28 protein-coding genes are annotated in these 15,984 nt (G+C 63.6%); 10 read left to right on the top strand and 18 right to left on the bottom strand.

What is annotated here, in order from left to right:
* Window positions 1-114: 114 nt before the first annotated feature.
* The 18 genes from ACTHQV_RS13490 to ACTHQV_RS13405 form a co-directional block, all read right to left on the bottom strand.
* Entirely contained in the window at window positions 115-2,529 is a 2,415-nt protein-coding gene (locus tag ACTHQV_RS13490) for a hypothetical protein (protein WP_440490959.1), read from the bottom strand.
* Window positions 2,530-2,656: 127 nt separating this feature from the next.
* The gene (locus ACTHQV_RS13485) at window positions 2,657-3,097 is read right to left on the bottom strand and encodes a hypothetical protein (protein WP_440490957.1); all 441 of its coding nucleotides are present in this window, start codon (window positions 3,095-3,097) and stop codon (window positions 2,657-2,659) included.
* On the bottom strand, window positions 3,097-3,291 hold the full coding sequence (locus ACTHQV_RS13480) for a hypothetical protein (protein WP_440490956.1): 195 nt from the start codon (window positions 3,289-3,291) through the stop codon (window positions 3,097-3,099). The genes ACTHQV_RS13485 and ACTHQV_RS13480 overlap by 1 nt, the downstream gene beginning before the upstream one ends.
* Complete coding sequence (locus ACTHQV_RS13475; protein ID WP_440490954.1) at window positions 3,291-3,776, bottom strand: hypothetical protein; 486 nt, start codon at window positions 3,774-3,776, stop codon at window positions 3,291-3,293. The genes ACTHQV_RS13480 and ACTHQV_RS13475 overlap by 1 nt, the downstream gene beginning before the upstream one ends.
* A 40-nt stretch (window positions 3,777-3,816) precedes the next feature.
* Window positions 3,817-4,269: a hypothetical protein gene (locus ACTHQV_RS13470; RefSeq protein ID WP_440490952.1), complete on the bottom strand. Its 453-nt coding sequence runs from the start codon at window positions 4,267-4,269 to the stop codon at window positions 3,817-3,819.
* Window positions 4,266-4,811 carry a hypothetical protein gene (locus ACTHQV_RS13465; protein WP_440490950.1) on the bottom strand — a complete coding sequence of 182 codons (546 nt, stop codon included), beginning with the start codon at window positions 4,809-4,811 and terminating at the stop codon, window positions 4,266-4,268. The genes ACTHQV_RS13470 and ACTHQV_RS13465 overlap by 4 nt, the downstream gene beginning before the upstream one ends.
* Before the next feature lie 76 nt (window positions 4,812-4,887).
* Window positions 4,888-5,493, bottom strand: a complete 606-nt coding sequence (locus ACTHQV_RS13460) for a hypothetical protein (protein WP_440490949.1) — start codon at window positions 5,491-5,493, stop codon at window positions 4,888-4,890.
* A complete protein-coding gene (locus ACTHQV_RS13455; protein WP_440490947.1) occupies window positions 5,490-9,566 on the bottom strand; it encodes a hypothetical protein in 4,077 nt (1,358 codons plus the stop codon). Before ACTHQV_RS13455 ends, ACTHQV_RS13460 begins: the two co-directional genes overlap by 4 nt.
* Window positions 9,563-9,955 (bottom strand): hypothetical protein, encoded by a 393-nt coding sequence (locus ACTHQV_RS13450; protein ID WP_440490946.1) that lies wholly within the window; start codon window positions 9,953-9,955, stop codon window positions 9,563-9,565. The genes ACTHQV_RS13455 and ACTHQV_RS13450 overlap by 4 nt, the downstream gene beginning before the upstream one ends.
* Entirely contained in the window at window positions 9,952-10,329 is a 378-nt protein-coding gene (locus ACTHQV_RS13445) for a hypothetical protein (RefSeq protein WP_440490945.1), read from the bottom strand. The genes ACTHQV_RS13450 and ACTHQV_RS13445 overlap by 4 nt, the downstream gene beginning before the upstream one ends.
* The gene (locus ACTHQV_RS13440) at window positions 10,319-10,480 is read right to left on the bottom strand and encodes a hypothetical protein (RefSeq protein ID WP_440490943.1); all 162 of its coding nucleotides are present in this window, start codon (window positions 10,478-10,480) and stop codon (window positions 10,319-10,321) included. The genes ACTHQV_RS13445 and ACTHQV_RS13440 overlap by 11 nt, the downstream gene beginning before the upstream one ends.
* Before the next feature lie 23 nt (window positions 10,481-10,503).
* Complete coding sequence (locus tag ACTHQV_RS13435) at window positions 10,504-10,914, bottom strand: HNH endonuclease signature motif containing protein (protein ID WP_440491125.1); 411 nt, start codon at window positions 10,912-10,914, stop codon at window positions 10,504-10,506.
* A gap of 112 nt (window positions 10,915-11,026) precedes the next feature.
* Window positions 11,027-11,284: a hypothetical protein gene (locus tag ACTHQV_RS13430; protein ID WP_440490942.1), complete on the bottom strand. Its 258-nt coding sequence runs from the start codon at window positions 11,282-11,284 to the stop codon at window positions 11,027-11,029.
* Window positions 11,281-11,667, bottom strand: coding sequence for a hypothetical protein (locus ACTHQV_RS13425; protein ID WP_440490941.1), 387 nt, complete (start codon window positions 11,665-11,667; stop codon window positions 11,281-11,283). The genes ACTHQV_RS13430 and ACTHQV_RS13425 overlap by 4 nt, the downstream gene beginning before the upstream one ends.
* Window positions 11,664-11,918, bottom strand: coding sequence for a hypothetical protein (locus ACTHQV_RS13420; protein ID WP_440490940.1), 255 nt, complete (start codon window positions 11,916-11,918; stop codon window positions 11,664-11,666). Before ACTHQV_RS13420 ends, ACTHQV_RS13425 begins: the two co-directional genes overlap by 4 nt.
* Entirely contained in the window at window positions 11,915-12,124 is a 210-nt protein-coding gene (locus ACTHQV_RS13415) for a hypothetical protein (RefSeq protein ID WP_440490938.1), read from the bottom strand. Before ACTHQV_RS13415 ends, ACTHQV_RS13420 begins: the two co-directional genes overlap by 4 nt.
* A gap of 190 nt (window positions 12,125-12,314) precedes the next feature.
* Window positions 12,315-12,800: a hypothetical protein gene (locus ACTHQV_RS13410; protein WP_440490937.1), complete on the bottom strand. Its 486-nt coding sequence runs from the start codon at window positions 12,798-12,800 to the stop codon at window positions 12,315-12,317.
* Entirely contained in the window at window positions 12,797-13,192 is a 396-nt protein-coding gene (locus ACTHQV_RS13405; protein ID WP_440490935.1) for a helix-turn-helix domain-containing protein, read from the bottom strand. The genes ACTHQV_RS13410 and ACTHQV_RS13405 overlap by 4 nt, the downstream gene beginning before the upstream one ends.
* A gap of 19 nt (window positions 13,193-13,211) precedes the next feature.
* Between ACTHQV_RS13405 and ACTHQV_RS13400 the strand changes: the two genes are divergently transcribed.
* The 10 genes from ACTHQV_RS13400 to ACTHQV_RS13355 all read left to right on the top strand — a co-directional run bounded on the left by ACTHQV_RS13400 (window position 13,212) and on the right by ACTHQV_RS13355 (window position 15,983).
* Window positions 13,212-13,433, top strand: a complete 222-nt coding sequence (locus ACTHQV_RS13400; RefSeq protein WP_440490934.1) for a helix-turn-helix domain-containing protein — start codon at window positions 13,212-13,214, stop codon at window positions 13,431-13,433.
* Window positions 13,430-13,792, top strand: coding sequence for a hypothetical protein (locus tag ACTHQV_RS13395; RefSeq protein ID WP_440490933.1), 363 nt, complete (start codon window positions 13,430-13,432; stop codon window positions 13,790-13,792). Before ACTHQV_RS13400 ends, ACTHQV_RS13395 begins: the two co-directional genes overlap by 4 nt.
* Before the next feature lie 74 nt (window positions 13,793-13,866).
* Window positions 13,867-14,037 carry a hypothetical protein gene (locus tag ACTHQV_RS13390; protein WP_440490931.1) on the top strand — a complete coding sequence of 57 codons (171 nt, stop codon included), beginning with the start codon at window positions 13,867-13,869 and terminating at the stop codon, window positions 14,035-14,037.
* Window positions 14,038-14,066: 29 nt separating this feature from the next.
* Entirely contained in the window at window positions 14,067-14,489 is a 423-nt protein-coding gene (locus ACTHQV_RS13385; RefSeq protein WP_440490930.1) for a hypothetical protein, read from the top strand.
* Window positions 14,489-14,767: a DUF6378 domain-containing protein gene (locus tag ACTHQV_RS13380; protein ID WP_440490928.1), complete on the top strand. Its 279-nt coding sequence runs from the start codon at window positions 14,489-14,491 to the stop codon at window positions 14,765-14,767. The genes ACTHQV_RS13385 and ACTHQV_RS13380 overlap by 1 nt, the downstream gene beginning before the upstream one ends.
* Window positions 14,767-14,922: a hypothetical protein gene (locus ACTHQV_RS13375; RefSeq protein ID WP_440490926.1), complete on the top strand. Its 156-nt coding sequence runs from the start codon at window positions 14,767-14,769 to the stop codon at window positions 14,920-14,922. Before ACTHQV_RS13380 ends, ACTHQV_RS13375 begins: the two co-directional genes overlap by 1 nt.
* Complete coding sequence (locus tag ACTHQV_RS13370; RefSeq protein WP_440490925.1) at window positions 14,919-15,197, top strand: hypothetical protein; 279 nt, start codon at window positions 14,919-14,921, stop codon at window positions 15,195-15,197. Before ACTHQV_RS13375 ends, ACTHQV_RS13370 begins: the two co-directional genes overlap by 4 nt.
* Window positions 15,194-15,385, top strand: coding sequence for a hypothetical protein (locus tag ACTHQV_RS13365; protein WP_440490924.1), 192 nt, complete (start codon window positions 15,194-15,196; stop codon window positions 15,383-15,385). Before ACTHQV_RS13370 ends, ACTHQV_RS13365 begins: the two co-directional genes overlap by 4 nt.
* On the top strand, window positions 15,382-15,804 hold the full coding sequence (locus ACTHQV_RS13360; protein ID WP_440490923.1) for a hypothetical protein: 423 nt from the start codon (window positions 15,382-15,384) through the stop codon (window positions 15,802-15,804). Before ACTHQV_RS13365 ends, ACTHQV_RS13360 begins: the two co-directional genes overlap by 4 nt.
* Window positions 15,801-15,983 carry a hypothetical protein gene (locus ACTHQV_RS13355; protein WP_440490921.1) on the top strand — a complete coding sequence of 61 codons (183 nt, stop codon included), beginning with the start codon at window positions 15,801-15,803 and terminating at the stop codon, window positions 15,981-15,983. The genes ACTHQV_RS13360 and ACTHQV_RS13355 overlap by 4 nt, the downstream gene beginning before the upstream one ends.
* Window position 15,984 lies beyond the last annotated feature (1 nt).

Genomic DNA, 15,984 nt, shown 5'->3' with positions numbered 1-15,984 from the left:
CCGCACATGCGACGCCGATGGACCGCTATTCGCCATCATTGGGGGCGTTACGGTCGCATTGGTGGGACAGGCTTAGCGCGGTCGTTCCCCTTCAGGGCCGGCCGCGCAATTACCCTAGAGGTGGTATTTCCACTCCGTCTTCATATCGGCGCGGAATTGCGTGATCTCCGCATCCGACTGGGCGGCGGCAGACAGCAAGTCCTGCGCAATCTCGCCTGCATGGCCGGTCGATGGATAGCGGCTTGCAGAGTTGGTGGCGCCTTGCGCGTTACCGATCGAATACCGCGCGGTACCAGTCCATGCCGACACAGACGTATGAGCGGCGGCCGTGACTACGCGAGTATCGTCAACCCAGACATCGCTGGTCCCATCGCTGTTGTGTCGGGCTACGATCAAGTGCCAGACGCCTTCGGTCAGCCGACCGATATTAACGTCTGCGGTGCTGGCGGTGTTCGCGCCATAACGGAACGAGGAGTCGGACGTTGCGGGATCGCGCTTGACGATTGTCATGTTGCGCGTAGCCGTGCTGCTGACCTGTTCGGACAGGCCGCCGATGATACAGGTTCCTGACCCGACATCGAACCGGACCAGCCACGCTTTTGTGAAGGCGGTATTGCTTCCCGACAGGACCGCTGCTGCCGGCACAACGGCGCCGGGTGCGTTCTGGGCGGATTCCAACACAGTGGTGCCAGCACCATCGACGCCGTTCTTGGTGAAGCGAGCGACAGACTTGCCGTTGAGCGCGTTTGGCACCCGCGACGGGCTTGGCGTGACAGTTGGAGCTTTGGCGAGATCGCCACCGCCGGAAACTGCGTTCCCAAGCGCCGTAAAGTCGCCCGATGCCACCGCATACGAGGCGTCCCGGCTCATGTCGAAGTTCGCGACAAGTGCCGGCCACGACTCGAAGGCGTATTTCCCAGCGGGTGCTGGCGCGACAACCCGCAACGTACATTCTTTGGTGGCGCTCTGACCGACGCTGTTCGTGCCGGTGATCGTCAGTGTACGGTTGCCGGCCGCGCTGGGGGTCCCGTCGATCAGATAGGAGGTTCCACTATAGGGGAGATCAGACGGTAGCCCGGACACCGATACCTGCTTAGCCCGCTTGCCGTCATTCCCCGTTACCAGCACGCCGCAGTTCACCAGCGGGTACAGGTCCAGCTTGTACGGCTTTCCCTGCTCGATCGTGATTATGGAGGGGATGTTGATGACCGGCCCGACCTCGATCGCGATCCGATACGTCTTAAAGGCGCACCCCGACTTGATCCCGTACAGGCCAAGGTTCAGTCGGCCCGGTGTCGTGAGGTTGACCGTCAGTTCGCGCGTTGTTGCATTATAAGTCACGCCCGGTGGCAAATCGAGATAGAATTGCCCCGTCGTCGTGCCGCCCGGTTCGTTCGGCTCCACCATGCAGGCTTCGAACTTTTCGGTAAGGCCGGTTTCACCCCAAAGAGCCATTTGGCTCGGCAGGGCGACAGTCTTGCTTTCGCCGGACGCAACTTGGATCAGAGTCGGTAAAACCAGCGGCCGATAGAACTTACCGGGAATGTAATACTGAAAAAATTCATATTCCAACCGACTGACACCAGCGGGACGCGAAACATTGTACATGTGATGGCTGGCGACAGGATGCTTCGGCTGAGCGAGCACGTCGGCCGATCTCTTGCTGTACTGATACGACAGCACGCCTTCGAGGTAGAAGTTTACGACGCCCTGCGCATCAATGTGCATGGTATGGGTTTTCGGCGTCGACCAATCGACGGTAATGGGATCACTACCTGCCGAGTCCGTTTCGGACCGCTCCACGCCGTTCCACGCGTTTATGTTATGCTCAAGCTGGCGACCGTCGCCCGTACCGTTCTTTTTCGACGCAGCTTCGTAGTCAATTTCGATATCGCCGCGCGTGAAGCCCATGAAGGCCATCCACCACCACGTCGCATGGTCGCGATAATTGCAGAACCTTTGCTCGCGAGCCTTGGCTACAAACGGTGGGGTAATCATCACGTCGAACGCGCCATGGATCATGCTGCTCATGACGTTCTGGTTGTTGATGCCAACATGCGCGGCCTCGCCCGCCACCATGTCGCGCTGGCGTAGTGAAATCTTGCCGTTCTCTTGGACAATGATGTCCGACAGCGACGCGATTGGCTCGCCTCGATTACTGTCGAAATGCCCAGTCCAATAGGGGTCGGCATCCCATCCGCCGAGACCGGTCGACCCACGCGGCTGTTGGCCGGGGTCATAGATCAAATAATTGCCACGCGTGGTGGCGTAGCGACCGAACCGCTGCGACGGGGCCGGCCCCATGATGTCGAGCGGTCCGTCGAAGTCATCGCCATAGACCAGCGTCATGCCCGCTTCAGGGCCGGACGTGGCAACCGTGCCGATCGCTACGCCGCCGATCGTCGTCGGAAAAGGCGCCGGGGTCGGGGTGCCGCTAGACGCCCCCTTTGAGACCCCCTTGGCAACCGATGGTGCCACAGCGAGCGGCACGCCGACCGGCGCACCGGGAAGGTTCGGTAGAGAAACCATGATTTTCCTTTCAGGACGGAAGGGTCAGCGCGGCCACGCGTCAATCGCGAGGCGGCGTTTGTCGTCGCAGGCGGCCAGATCGAACCGGCCGTCGCGGATGGTGGCGTCGTCGTCGGCGGCCGTGGCGCTACCGTCCGCTTGCCGGTGCTGCGGCGTCGGCCGGCACGGCTCGGTCGCGGCGACCGGGGGCGGCGGCAGCTTCGGCAAGGCGGGCGTCGAGCAGATCGATTGCTTGCACCCGGTCAGCAGCGCGACAGCGCACGCGACCAGCATCAGTCTGGGCATATTCCCTCACGGTGTTCGTGCTTTCGAGTATGACCGGCGCGCGGTTGGCGAGCCGATCGGCGTAGGACATCGCCGCCGCAGCGACCCGATCGGCGGCGTCCCGCTCCGCCTTCAGCTTCGCCTGCTCGGCATCGGCCCGGTCCTGCGTCCAGACCTGCCGTTCGCGGGCGAGGGTCAACCGCACGTCGGCAAGCTGGCGATCGGTCCACCACCATCCGGCCGCCAGCGCCGCGATCGGCACCAGCCACCAGACGCGGCGGAACAGCGCGAGCGCGGCGGCCATCAGCGACACCCCACGCGGTGCCACAGCGCGATCAGCAGCGAGGCGACGACCATCATCACGATCAGCGCCAGCGCCGGCAGCCAGCCCAGCGCGATCATGAGCACGGTGCTGGTCGGCGTATCCGCAGAGCGGTCGTTGCGCAGCCATGCGAAGGCCGCGACCGCGACCAGCAGGTACAGGGCGGCCCAGACCATCACCGGTCGAGCTCGAAATGCGGGCTGTCGGTCTCGCCCCGCTCGCGCGGCTTGCCGTCGCGATCCCAATCCGCGCCCCAACGGATCGCCACGCCCTCGACCTTGGCCGCTTCCAGCATCAGCGCGGCGACCCGGTCGAACCGGGCGAGGTCGTTCCAGTCGATCGGGAACGGCGCGAGGTCGACGGCGTGGCTGTAACCGTCCGGGCGGGGATAATGCTTCGACGCCAGCGGGTTGCCGAGCCACGTCACCTTGGCCGTGCGCGGCGCGGCATAGTTCGCCGGCACCTTCGCCGCCTTGCACTCCGCCTCGGTCCGCCCCTTGCCGAAATTGGTGAAGCACTGTTCCTTCGTGCGGACGCCTTCCAGCACCGTGAAGTCGTCACGCGCGTCCGCCATGGCCGCCGCGCGCTCCACGACGCGCATCAGATCGGGATGCACGCGTTCGAGCCGCGACCGCGAACGCGGCCCCAGTACAATTGCCATTGCCTTACCTTTCAGGAATGCCGCGCGCGGCGGCGGAAGATCAGTTTTCCGGCGGGGTCGGCCCGCTCGACTGGCGCAGCCAAGCCTTGGCGATCGTCGTCAGCCCCGCGCCGATCGCGCCCGGCCGCTGCAACCACGACAGCGCGACCGAGATGATGCCGGCGCCCAGCGCTCCGATCCCCGTCCCGGTCATCAGCGCCCCCAATGGTTCCGGCCGCTGCGAGATGACCATGCCGGCGGTGAACAGCAGCGTCAGCGCCGATACTGGCACGTCGACCGTCCAGCGGTGCGCCTTGCGGTCGGTCTGAACGACGTAGAACCGCACAGCGAGGCACGCGCAGACGCCTGCGATCATGCTGCCCGCCTCGAACGGATAGCCGAGAAAATGCCAGACGGTCGGAACCGAAACAGCCACCGTCGCCCCCTTGTCTTGCCCCATCGCAGCCGCGACTGGCGCCAGCGCCGCAAGTGGCGCCACCACCTTGCCCATCATCGCGTCGCCACCACGCCCAGCGCCGCGAACAGGCTCAATCCGACGATCCAAGCCGGGCGCTTCAGCAGCGGCAAAGCGGTCCAGAAATCGACCGGGTGCGGCTTGCGACGAAGCTGCATCACCATGCCCGGCGCGGCCATGTAGGCGAGCGCCAGGCCGGAAAGGCCGAAGGCGACCGCGATCGGGTCCATCAGCCGCTGCAACAGCAGCAGCGTCCCCGTGCCGGCCGGGTTGAGCGGGTTCCAGCCCCACAGCACCATCGCCGCGCCACCGGATCGGATCGCGATACCGGTGGCAAAGCACAGCACCATGCCGCGCCATACCGTCACCGGGTGGCACAGCTTGTCGAGCGCCCGCCGTCGCCAGATATGACGGATCAGGTCGACCGCCATCATCGTCGCGAGCACCAGCGCGGCGGTCATCACCGCAAGGTTGACGACGACCAGCCAGCCTTGCCCGTCGAAGCTGGGCGGCGCGACCGTCGCCGGCCCGTCCGCCACGGCACGCGCGGCATAGCTTTTGGCGGAAGCGGCCGAAATCATGCGGACGCGCTCCAGCGCGCCCGTGCGAGCGTCATCATACGATCAGTCCTTTCGATGTCAGTTCAGACGCGGGGCGCTATTGCCACTTCACCGCCGCGTAGATCGCGCGCATCTCGGCAACGGTCTTTGCCGCGTTCAGCTTGTCGACGGTGAACTGCTCGATCGCCTCGATCCGGGCAGCTTCGGCGTTCGAGGCGTCCGCACCAACGGTGAACCGCTCGATCGCCTTGGAAATATCTGGTTCGCCACGAATGGCAGCGTCCGCAATGGCATACCGGAACTTGCGGGCGCGAACCGCCGATTCCAAACCCAGCAGCGCCGCCAACCGCCCGGTCAGCGAGGAGCCGAGCGCCCGGAACGCCTCGACCTCCGACTGCTTGTTCGAATAGACGGTTTTTTTCGATCCGCCAGGTGACATGACCCGCATCCGCCACCCCTCCGCCGCTGATTTGACACTGGCGACCAGATCAGCCCGCAGGTCGGCGGGTAGCGGTTCGGGGATTGGCAGCTTCGAAAACCCACCGCTTTTCCATTGCCAATCGTCCGGCACGACTGCTGGATCGGGGCAGGGAACCGGATCACACCCGGCCGGGCAGTTCATCATCAACGTGCTGATATCTTCAGCGCTGACGATGCTACGCACCAGCGCGTCGGACTGGCGGACGATGGCGTACCGCTTCACTTCTTGAACTCCGAAATCGCCATCAGGATCGAGGACAGGCGGAAGATGCGGTTGCCCGAGTCCGTGGAGATGACCAGATCGTAGACCAGCGGCCCGGAAGGCGGGGTGTCGAGGAAAAAGAACGACACAGGTTCGCCGGTCGACGCCTGCGGCTGCACGCCCAGAAAGCGACCAACGGTAACGTCGCCTCGACGGACGAAAACGCGAGCGGTCCCGGTGGTGCCCTGTGGGTTGACGCCCTGATCATATTGCAGGTCGACACGAACATATCCCAACCCCGACGGGTTGAATGCCACGCTACACGCGACCTTCGTTTCGCCGTTTGTCGCGGTCGTCAGGCCGGCGGTAACGGCCACGTTCGACGTGACCGCTTGGTTGGCGATCTTGATTGTCTCGACCTCAAGGTCACCGATCTTGGCGGAGACGACGGCGAGGTTGGCGATCTTTGCCGACCCGATCGCAGCATCAGCGATGTACGCTGTGTCGATAATATCGACCGCGGATACGGCGCCAAGGATCTGCTCCCAGAAACTGCCGTTCCATTTCTTCCAGATGCGCGGCGGGGTGCGGGTGACCCAAGTGTCGCCGACAACCTGTCCCGTAGGTTCCGCGTCCTGCTGGAAGACGATCGCGTCGCGGCCGGCAGCGCCGGGCGAACCGGCATCGCCCTTGTCGCCCTTGTCCCCTTTATCGCCGGTATTGCCCTTGTCGCCTTTGTCGCCCTTCTCACCGTCCGTACCGGCTTGTCCGGCTGCGGCGAAGCCGATCGAGTTCAGACGGACACCGGGGCCACCGGCAACGGCCGCGTCGAAATACATCAGCAGGTTATCGGCGACTGCGACCCTGTGATATTCAACGCCATTGTATAGCCATGCGACCGATTTATTGTCGTAGATGACTTGAAAGGTTCCGGTCCCAAAGCCGGGAATGTCCGCCGCGATATGTGACCCGTTCGAATAAATGTACGCGTGGCCGTTGGATGCCATGAACCAAGCGTAATCTATCGAGACGTAGTGGTTATCTGCTGACGGGTCGGTATTCAGCCCCGCCATAATATCGGTGCCCGCGACATCGCCGGAGACGAACGTGCATTGCGCGCCACCTCGAAAGCCTTCGGTCGAATAGCCCCCGCCGCTGCCCCAGCCACCAGCACCTTGCTTAACCAGCGAGTTGCCCGCGACGTAGGTATCACCACCGCCCGTCAGACCGAAAGCCGGCGGCCCCTTGTAGGGTACCCACGTATATTTCCTGTAATCGCCACTGTCGGCTTCTTCGAAGTCGGTATAGCTGCCCTGCCATGCCCGACCGCCGGGCACGCGGCCGGCATTGAAGTTGACTGACCCGTCCGGGCTGTCGGCATAGGCGAAATGGACATAGGACGTTTTACCGTCCGCGCCGTTCTGGCCCGGCGCACCGTCAGTCCCATCCTGCCCCGGCGCACCGTCACGCAGCCGGACAATGGAGACCGTGTCCCTGACCTCGGTCCCGTCGATCCGCACCAGATAGGTTAGGCTTTCGCCGCCGTGCGTGGCGAGGATATCGTGATACTTAGTCGCCTCGATCTCGACTGTGAAATCGTCGATGCGGCGCGTGGCAGCGCCGACGGCAGCAAGCGTCGCTGCATCCAGCCAGTTGGTCAGCGATCGGCCGTCACCAGCGTTCAAGCCCCATACCACGCCGGCAGCGCTGTTCTGAACCCGCGCAGTCAGGCGGATGGTCTTAGCGCGCGCCGCGCCGTTGGTGTCGAGGCTGAACGACTGATCGGACGCGGTCAGCGTCACCAAGGGCGGGCTGGTGCCGTCCGTACCCGCCTTCGATCGGGTCGCGGACAGCTGCTTGGCGATCGCCCGACCCTGAAACACGGCGATGATGAACGCGTAGCCGCTGTCGTTGCCGAGATACGTGGCGGAATAGTTGCCGGCGGCGTCGACCGTCAGGTCCAACCAAAACGGAATCTGCTTGGTGAACGTGCAAAGCGCGGTAACATCGCGGCTGCCAAGAAAGACCCGCATCTGCCCATCGCCGACGCCGCTGGTGATCGCGGTCGGCGCGCCGTTCGCGTCAGTTGGATGCGAGAAGGTTTCGTTGGTCAGATAGGCGGAAAGCGCTTCCTGACCATCCTGCCCGCTGATCCGAACCGGTGCCGACCACGCACCGGCAAGGCTGTCGTCGGCGTTCCGCTTCGCTCGCGACACAAAGAGCGGCGGCAGATTGTCGATCCGGTAATGGTAATCGATCTGGCCGAAGCCTTCCCCGGCGTCGATCTGCGCCCACGGCCGCATATAGGTCGCATAGGATGGAACGACGATGTAGCCGTCGATCGCGCCAGCTTGGCCCGCCGGGATCGATCCGGCTGCGTTCCACCCATAAGTCGCCCCATCGGCGGGATTGCCAGCGAAATTCAGGCCTAGGGCGCCAGCGGCGTTCGCCTGCGTTGCATTGAGGCCACCGACGATCCGATAGACCTCACCCGGCTGTACGCGGAGCCACTGATCGCCACTGATATAATCGTCGCGACTGGTCGACACCCGGCCGGCGATCTGCGTCACGGCGGGCGCATCATACCATTCAACGGGCGCCACACCGGCAGGCGTTGCGGGTACCGTCGAGCTATAGCGGAACCGACTGTCCTCATACCCGCCATCGGCACCGCGCACGCCGTCCTCGCCAACGCCGAGGATTGCCGGCCCCCACGTCGCACCGCCGTCGTTGGACTGCCGATAGTAGCGGTCGGCACCGAAGAAATAGTCGTGCCAGTTCGTCGCCCCGTCGATCGACCACTGCGTGCGGACAAGCGGTGCCGACAAACCGTCCCTTCCATCGCGACCGTCCTTGCCGTCCTTGCCGGGCTGGCCAGCGCCGAACGGCTCCACCTTGGCCGCTTTGGCCAACCCCTCGATTTGCAGCGACAGCTTGCTTGTGGTCTCTCCGACTTCGATCGAGAAATCCTTGAAATAGCCATAAGCGATCAGCGCATCAGTGCCATCGTCGCCAATCCACAGCGACGGCAAGGCACGGACCATAGCGATCCGCTCGAACACGAGGTCGAGCGCGTCGGTGCGGAACAGCGTTCGAGCCGACATGCGCTTCGCCCACGCCCGCTCGACGATCGTCACATCGCCGAAATCGTCGGTATCCTTGCGGCTATAGTCGGTGATCGCGGCGGTCGGGCTGGTCTCGGTCACGCCCAGTGCGACGATCCGGCCGAACAGCAGCGTGCCAACCGCGACCGTGCCGGTCCCGCCGATCGACACGACGATGTCGCCAGCGGGCAGACCATCAAAGAGCATGGTGCCGTCGACGGCCCGCTCTTGGTCATAGCCAGCGCCCTGAACCCGCACGGTCGCGCCAGTCACGTCGAGCAGCGCCAACGCGCTCGCACCGACCAACGACACGATCACGACGATTCCGTCCGCCGCCGTGGTCGCGCTACCAAGCGCCTGATCGAACATCGCGAACCGGTTGGTCGGCGCAACGTCCAGCCACTGCGTCGACGGCGGGGTGTTGCCGACATTGCCGTCGATCAGGCTTTCATAGACCCGGTGGTCGTCGACGACCCGTGCGCCCTTGGCATAGGTCGCACCGACCGCCCAAGCCGGCGCATCATCTTCCTCTACCGAACTGGCGCGCAGGACGGCATCGGTCACGGTGACGGGCTGCAACAGGCGGAAGGTCGACACTCCGCCGACGGCGGGGTCGGACCCATCGTCGGGATAGTCGAGCGTTTCAGCGAACCCGTCGATCGTCAGCGTGCAGAAGCTGCACGGCTGCGACACGACATCGATCGAGAAATCCTTGTAGAGTCCGGCGACCGACAGCGCCCGGAACCGGTCGTCGGCAATCCACGTCGCCTTCGTCGCGCGCAGGTCCGCCAGTCGCGATTGCAAGGCGTCGACCGCTTCGAAGGGCACCGCAAAGCGCAGCGACAGGCGGCGGGCAAACCCACGCTTCACGACGGTCGTGACGCCGAAATCATCGGTGACCCGCCGGCTATAGTCGGTGATGCTGACCGTGGGCGTCGTCTCGGTAATGCCAAGGTCGACGATCGGCAGGTTCGGGACGGCGACCCTCATGCGGCGTTCGCCACGTTGATCGCGTCACCGCCGCTGGCCGACGATACGTCTTCCAACACGCGTGCGGCCCGCGCGGCATGGCCCGCCGTGGCGGCATGACCGGCGGCATTCTCACTGCGCAACCCTGCAACCTCCTGTCGAAGCCGCTCGACCTGTTCGGCCAGCATGGTGGTAGTATCGTTCGCCGCCGGCTGACTGGCCGCCGCCGCCGTCCCCGACGCGGCGAAGATTGCGGCGTTGGTCGCGGCGGTGGAGCGGCCGGCAATCGCCGCCTGCACCTGTTCGAGGCTGCTCGCGGTCTGCGCTTCGATCCGCGCCAGTTCCTGCCGCGAGGTCGCCTGTTCGGCCGCTGCCTTCAGCAACGCCTGCGACAGCCCCGGCAGCGTCATCGCCCCTGCTCCTTGGCGAGAGCGGCGGCGCGGCCACGTAAGCGGCGTGCCTTGCGTTTGCTGATAGGATCGGGCGTCACGATGTGCGTGACCTCACCACGCAACACGTTGAACGCGGGCTTTCCGCTGCGCTTCGCTTTGCGCGAGCCGAGCCATGGTGAGCGGATGTGGTCGAGCAAGGGATCGATCATCACCATGCGAGCGACAAGCATTGGCTCGTCAGCACCGTGGTAGATTGTCAATCCATGGTCCCGTTCTGCGAACAGCCGCTCCATGACAGCAGCGTCCATAAGATGGTCGCTACCGATCACCACAACGTCCGCCTCGCTCAGCACCTGCGATACGGGCGCGGTCATGCGGGCGTCAGTTTCCATCACGGTTCTCCCGTTCGATCATCGCCCAGATGCGTTCGCGGCAATGCGCGTCACGCTGGGTCAGTCGGTCGTTGAGTTCGGCTTGGCTGACCGTGCGTTCAGCTTCGTAGGGAGCCGGATCGCGCCAGTAGGCTTGCAGGTTGGGGATCATGATTGCCGAGCCATCAATGAAAGTTACTTGCATTTCGCGGCTCCCCTTTTCCGGCGTTGATAGTTCCGAGCCGACACACGGCCGCACTCGCGGCAAATCCTGTTTCCACGGAGCATGTACAAATTGTCGCCAGAGAACGGATGCCCGGCGTTGCAATGAGTTTTCCGTGCGTTGACTGCGGACGCTCCGTCGCTGCGAAGTATGTTTTCGCGTGAAGTTACCGGCTCAAGATGATCTGGATTGACGCACGCCTTATTCTTGCAGAGATGATCAATCGTCAAATTGTCCGGTATCGGGCCCTTGAATGTTTCCCAGGAAAACCGGTGCGCTTTATAATCCCGGCCACGAACCTTCACGCGCCCATAACCTTGTCGACTGATGCCGCCCGTCCAAACCCAGCAGCGTGACGCAACATCAATTGCGATCGTGCACATCACTCGGTAATCGTCAGGCCATTCCCGCATTGTTTTGCGGCGGCCTCGGATCGAATACATTCCGATCAAGTTCGGATTGCCTCGGACGTGAATGTGGTTGCGGCCGCTCATCTCATTCCTCCGTCGTGCGGTCGGTGAGGGGGCGGGCAAGGACGGCTTTGACAGCGCGGTCCCATTCCTCGCGGGCGGTGATGCCGTCGAACATGCGGGTCGCTTCAAGATACCGCGCCTCGTTCGACAGGCCGCTGTAGCTATGGCTGACCGGCACCCGGACGATCGGACGCGGGCCACGCTCGGCTGCGACGATCATCGCGGCTTCGGCGTAGGTCAGCCGGTCGTTGGCGGCTTCGATGCGGGTGTGGATGCTCATGGCCGCACAACCGAAAACGGCTTTGTGACCTGCATCGCGATCTCGTCGACAAGCTCGTCGAGCCGATTGAGGACCGGTTCGAAATCGTCCTGATCCATGGTGCCGACGTTCCATGCCGACCACACACGGGTGCAGTCGTAGACATCGCCCAGCGACGCGAGCAACGCGTCTTGGATGCGGCAGCGGAGTTCGGATACGTCGACTGCGATCGGGACCGCGCCGGCATCAGTCGCCTCACTAAACCCGCGCCGCGACAGGATCGCCAGCACGTCGTCAATTGCAGCGACATAGCCGCGTTCGTGATCGGTGTTTGCCGTCCCACCCAGCGCATCGATTTCGCGGTACAGGGTCACCCCCGCCGCCCCGCCATCCGCCGGGGTCATGCGGAATGCTCCTCAAACCAAGCGTCGATCGCAGCAATCACGTCGTCGCGAGTGCGGCCATGAACGATGCGGTTGTCGTTTGCGTCGTCGGCACCGTCGTAATCGGGATGCGTCGCGGACCAGTCGAAGTCCCGGCACGGGATCGGCGGATAATCGAAGCTGATCGCCCAATCACGATAGCGATCGGCGACCGTCGCGGAATGGATGTGCGCCGACAGAATGCCGGCAAACACGGGATGCAGCGCGCTCATGCTGCCACCAGCGTGCCGTTGACAGCGCGGAACAGGTGCTCTGTGCCATCTTCTTGAATGATGTGGCCAAGTGCGGCCTGCTGGCCACGCGATGCACACCGGAAAGCGGCGCTGATCGCCTTGGCATAGTAGGTGTCGCCAACGAGGGTGCGGCCGGTCCGAGCGTTGCGGACGGTTACTTCGTTGGTTTTGCTAAGCTGTGCCATCTGCCTATCTCCCATCCCGCCGAAGCGGCGCCCTGCGTCGGTGCGGGGCCTGATGAAAGGAATATGCGCTTGATGCATAATGCAGTCAACGCATAAAATGCGCCTAGTGCATATTATTTTTGGCGCGACGAATCAGCGCCGGGCAAGCTGCCCGCTTACCCGGCTGTAGGAAACTGGTTTTCTTGCGAGCCTATTCGTTGGCGAGGAGGTAGCGGACGCCTCGGCCGATCACGAAGCAGATTAGCCCAAAAGCTAGCACCAAGAACGTGCCAGCAAAAGAAAACGTGTGGAGGTAAGGGGGGTACTCGGGCTGCCCCTCCATGATCAGAGCACCCGGCCATTCTCCGTCCTGTGCGTCGCCGATCGCTGCAAAAATCTGAGCATAGCTAGCCCCTTCTGGGCCGATGACCTCACGAACCTTGCCCTTGACCGTTACCTTGTAAAGCCTCTTGCCATCAGTGGTCGCTACGGAGGGCGCACGCTGTTCGTGCCACTCATTATATTCCCGCATGGAACGCTTGGTGGTATCGAACTCATCGACCAAACTGTAGGCGGCACCCGCAATTGATAGCGCGCCGACCGCAGCAAACAGCCAGTTCGCGACACGACCGAGCCGAACGGTGAACCGCGACCCATCAGCGGAGTTGGGCGGCACAAGGCGATGACGCAAGCTCATCCGTCAGTCCCGGTCCGTACCAGCGTTTTGGCGACTTCAACGATCTGTCGGCGCTGCCCCGGCTTAGCTTGGTCCCAGATAGACCAGATCGCATCCGGTTCAGTCGGGTTTCTCATCAATAGGTCAGCGACGGTGCAGCCGTACAAATCGGCCAAAGCTTCCAATAGGTCTTGATTGTAGGGCTGCTGGCCCTTTTCGATCCTCCCAAGCTGCGGTTGGCTGATGTGCAACTCAGCCGCGACCATTTCGAGCGTCCGACCCGGTTTCATCTTTCGCCATTCGCGAAGAAACGTTTTGTGTCGCGTAGGTGTAGCCATGACCGGAATATGCGCCGGTATACGAATGCGTTCGATGTGCGCAGACGCATAATTATGCTTGACGCGCATATGCATGTGGCACATATTCTGTGTCATGACGCTAGACAGCTACCTCGTCTCGAAGGGCATCACTGAACCCGCTTTCGCGGCGATGGTGGGGCTCAACCAGTCCACCGTGAACCGATTGCGGAAAGGATCGGTGCCATCACCGAACGTGATGCGCCGCATCCTCGACGCTACGAGCGGCGCGGTTACGCCAAACGACTTCTTCGGGCTTCAGCCGCAGCCTCGTCGTCGTGCGCAGGTGTCGGCATGACTCATTACGTCTACGGCCTGCGCAACGTCGGCAGCGCAGAAATCCGGTACGTCGGTCAGACCTCGAAGACCGGCGATTTCCGTCTTCAGTACGAACAAGCCCTCGCTCGCAAGCGTAGCGCGAAAAGTGGCTGGGACGTGTGGCTTCTCGGCGGCGATGGCGCGGTCGAGGCGGTGCCCATCGTCATTTGCGCTGATGAGGCCGAGGCGAGGAAACACGAACGCGCCGTCATTGGCGTTCTGACTGCGATCGGTCACAGGTTGTTCAACGTGCAGTGGCGTCCGAAGGCTATCGAGCCGTACCAGCCCCGCACCCCCGCCACTTCCCCTCGACGCGACCGCGGGGATGCGCGGCAGTGACGGACTTCGTCGACAAGCTGCGCCCGCTGCAACCCCAGCGCCCGCCCGTCATCACCCCAAGCGAGGTACAGTAGATGGACCCGTTCCTTATCGTCGCGGTCGCCGTCGGCACGATGCTGCTCGGCTTGCAGATTCTGTGCGACACGGCACCCGAGGGTTACGAAGATCAAGACGGCTTCCACCTTGGCACCCCCGTTTCCCGCAATTTGCGTAATATCCATGGCGACCGGGGTACGTCGCTGTGAGTGGCCCTGTCGTTCCCGCCGTATACGATGTGTCGGAAGCCGAGTTCCACGCGCGTGTCGTTCTGGGACTGGAACGCGCGGCCCGCAAGCTGGGTGGCGATCGTCCGGTAGCTGCTGCGATGGACCTCTCGACCAAGCAGATCGGCAACATCAAGCGCGGCGCTTCGACCGATCCCAAGCGTCTGTTCGACCTGAACCAGAAGTGCCCCGGCGTACTCGACGATGTGGCAGACGCCTATGGCGTCCGCATCGTGCCCAAGGATGCCGTCTGCACGTCGGACGTACGCACTTCGTCGGCGCTAGTCACTCTGCTGGCCAAGGTCATCGATGCCGAAGCTGACGGATCGATTGATCACGTCGAGCTGCTGGCCATGGAGCCGGAGCTTCGCACCGTCCGCGCCATTCTCGATCGCAAGCTGTCCCGCATCGGCGGACTGAAGGCGGTGGCGTGATGTCCGACCTCAACAACACCCTAGCCGAACGTGGCGACCGCTACGGTAGCTTTGCCGATCACGCAGCAATTGCGCAGAACCTGCAACTGGTCATGCGCGGCACCGACGATGCTCCAACCAAGTGGGCATACCTCGCGCCGGACATGGCGCAGGCTCTGACGACCATCGCCGACAAGATTGCGCGCATTCTCAACGGCGACCCGACCTATCTCGACAACTGGCACGACATCCAAGGGTACGCGCGCTTGGTCGAAAAGCGTTTGGAGGACGAGGCGTAATGGACCTCCGCTGCTCCGTCATCATGACCCGCAATCGCGGCAAGGAAACCGTCGCTGCCGATCCGTCTGCGATCGTCGTCGTTGGATCGCGTCGCTTCACCTATCACCCGGTGCTACCGTGCGAGCGGCCCGCTTTTCATCTGGTGCTGGCGTGAGCCGCGCCTTCGCACCCCGCGAATGGACCGAGGCCGAAGATGCCTTGCTGGCTGAGCTGTTCGCTGCCGGCACGCCGCTGTGGAAGATCGGGCAGAAGCTGCATGTCGCGCCGACGACCGCATCCATGCGTCTGCGGTCGCTGGGGCTCAAGAACGCCACCATAGAGCCCATCCGCACCGAGCGCTTCACCTGCGGCCACTGCGGCACGCGCTCCGACGCCGCGCTCGACTTCGGATGTGGGCATTGCCTGCCTTTGCGGAGGGCCGTGGCGTGAAGTCAGACCGCTACGCCCGCGTCCCGAAAGCGCGCACCCGCGAGGATAAGCGTCTCGATGTCGTGCGCTTTCTCGGGATGGCGCAGCCGCACATGATCGCTGCGGAAACGCCGGAGACGCTGGCGAAGCGCTATGACGTGACCGTCGACACCGCCCGCGCTGAGATGCGCAAGGCCGGCCTGCTGTGACCGCCTGGGCCGCCCTTGCGTGCGACGCATCGCCGGTGCCGCTGTTCCCGGTCGAACCAAAGGACAAGGCGCGTGAAAGCGAGGCAGCGCGCCAATCCGGTTTCCGCAAACTCCTGCGCTACCAGGGGCCTTCGGTCACTTCATGGGGCGTGCCGAACGCTGGCAAGCGCGGGCTGAAGGCGCAGGCGCAGTCGAAGCGCGAGGGTCTGACCGCCGGCGTGTTCGACGAGCACTACGCTTGGAACCACGGCATCGCCTTCCTCGAATGGAAGGACGGTAAGGGTGACCTGAGCGAAAACCAGATCGAATGGGGCAACGCCATGCTTGCCCGCGGATTCCGCGTCGCTTGCGTGCGGACGCCCGAGTTCGCGCTGTCGCTGTTCCTCGAATGGGGCGCGCCCGTCCGGGGGCTGCAATGAAGATCGTCCCGCCCGCCTTCACGATCCCCGAGCATCTGACCGCGCTGCAATCGCTGGTCGATCGCTGCCGGGATGCCGAAGCCCGCAAGGCGCTGATCGTGGCGGCGGGTGCTGCCGAGTGCATCTCGCGCGACGATGCCTGCCTGATGATAACCGCTAACCAGTTGGAAACGGCGTGAG

The sequence above is a fragment of the Sphingomonas sp. SAFR-052 genome (genome assembly GCF_051965015.1).
Lineage (GTDB): Bacteria > Pseudomonadota > Alphaproteobacteria > Sphingomonadales > Sphingomonadaceae > Sphingomonas.
The sequence above is the reverse complement of the archived record's forward strand: the minus strand, read 5'-3'. Positions and strand labels throughout refer to the sequence as shown.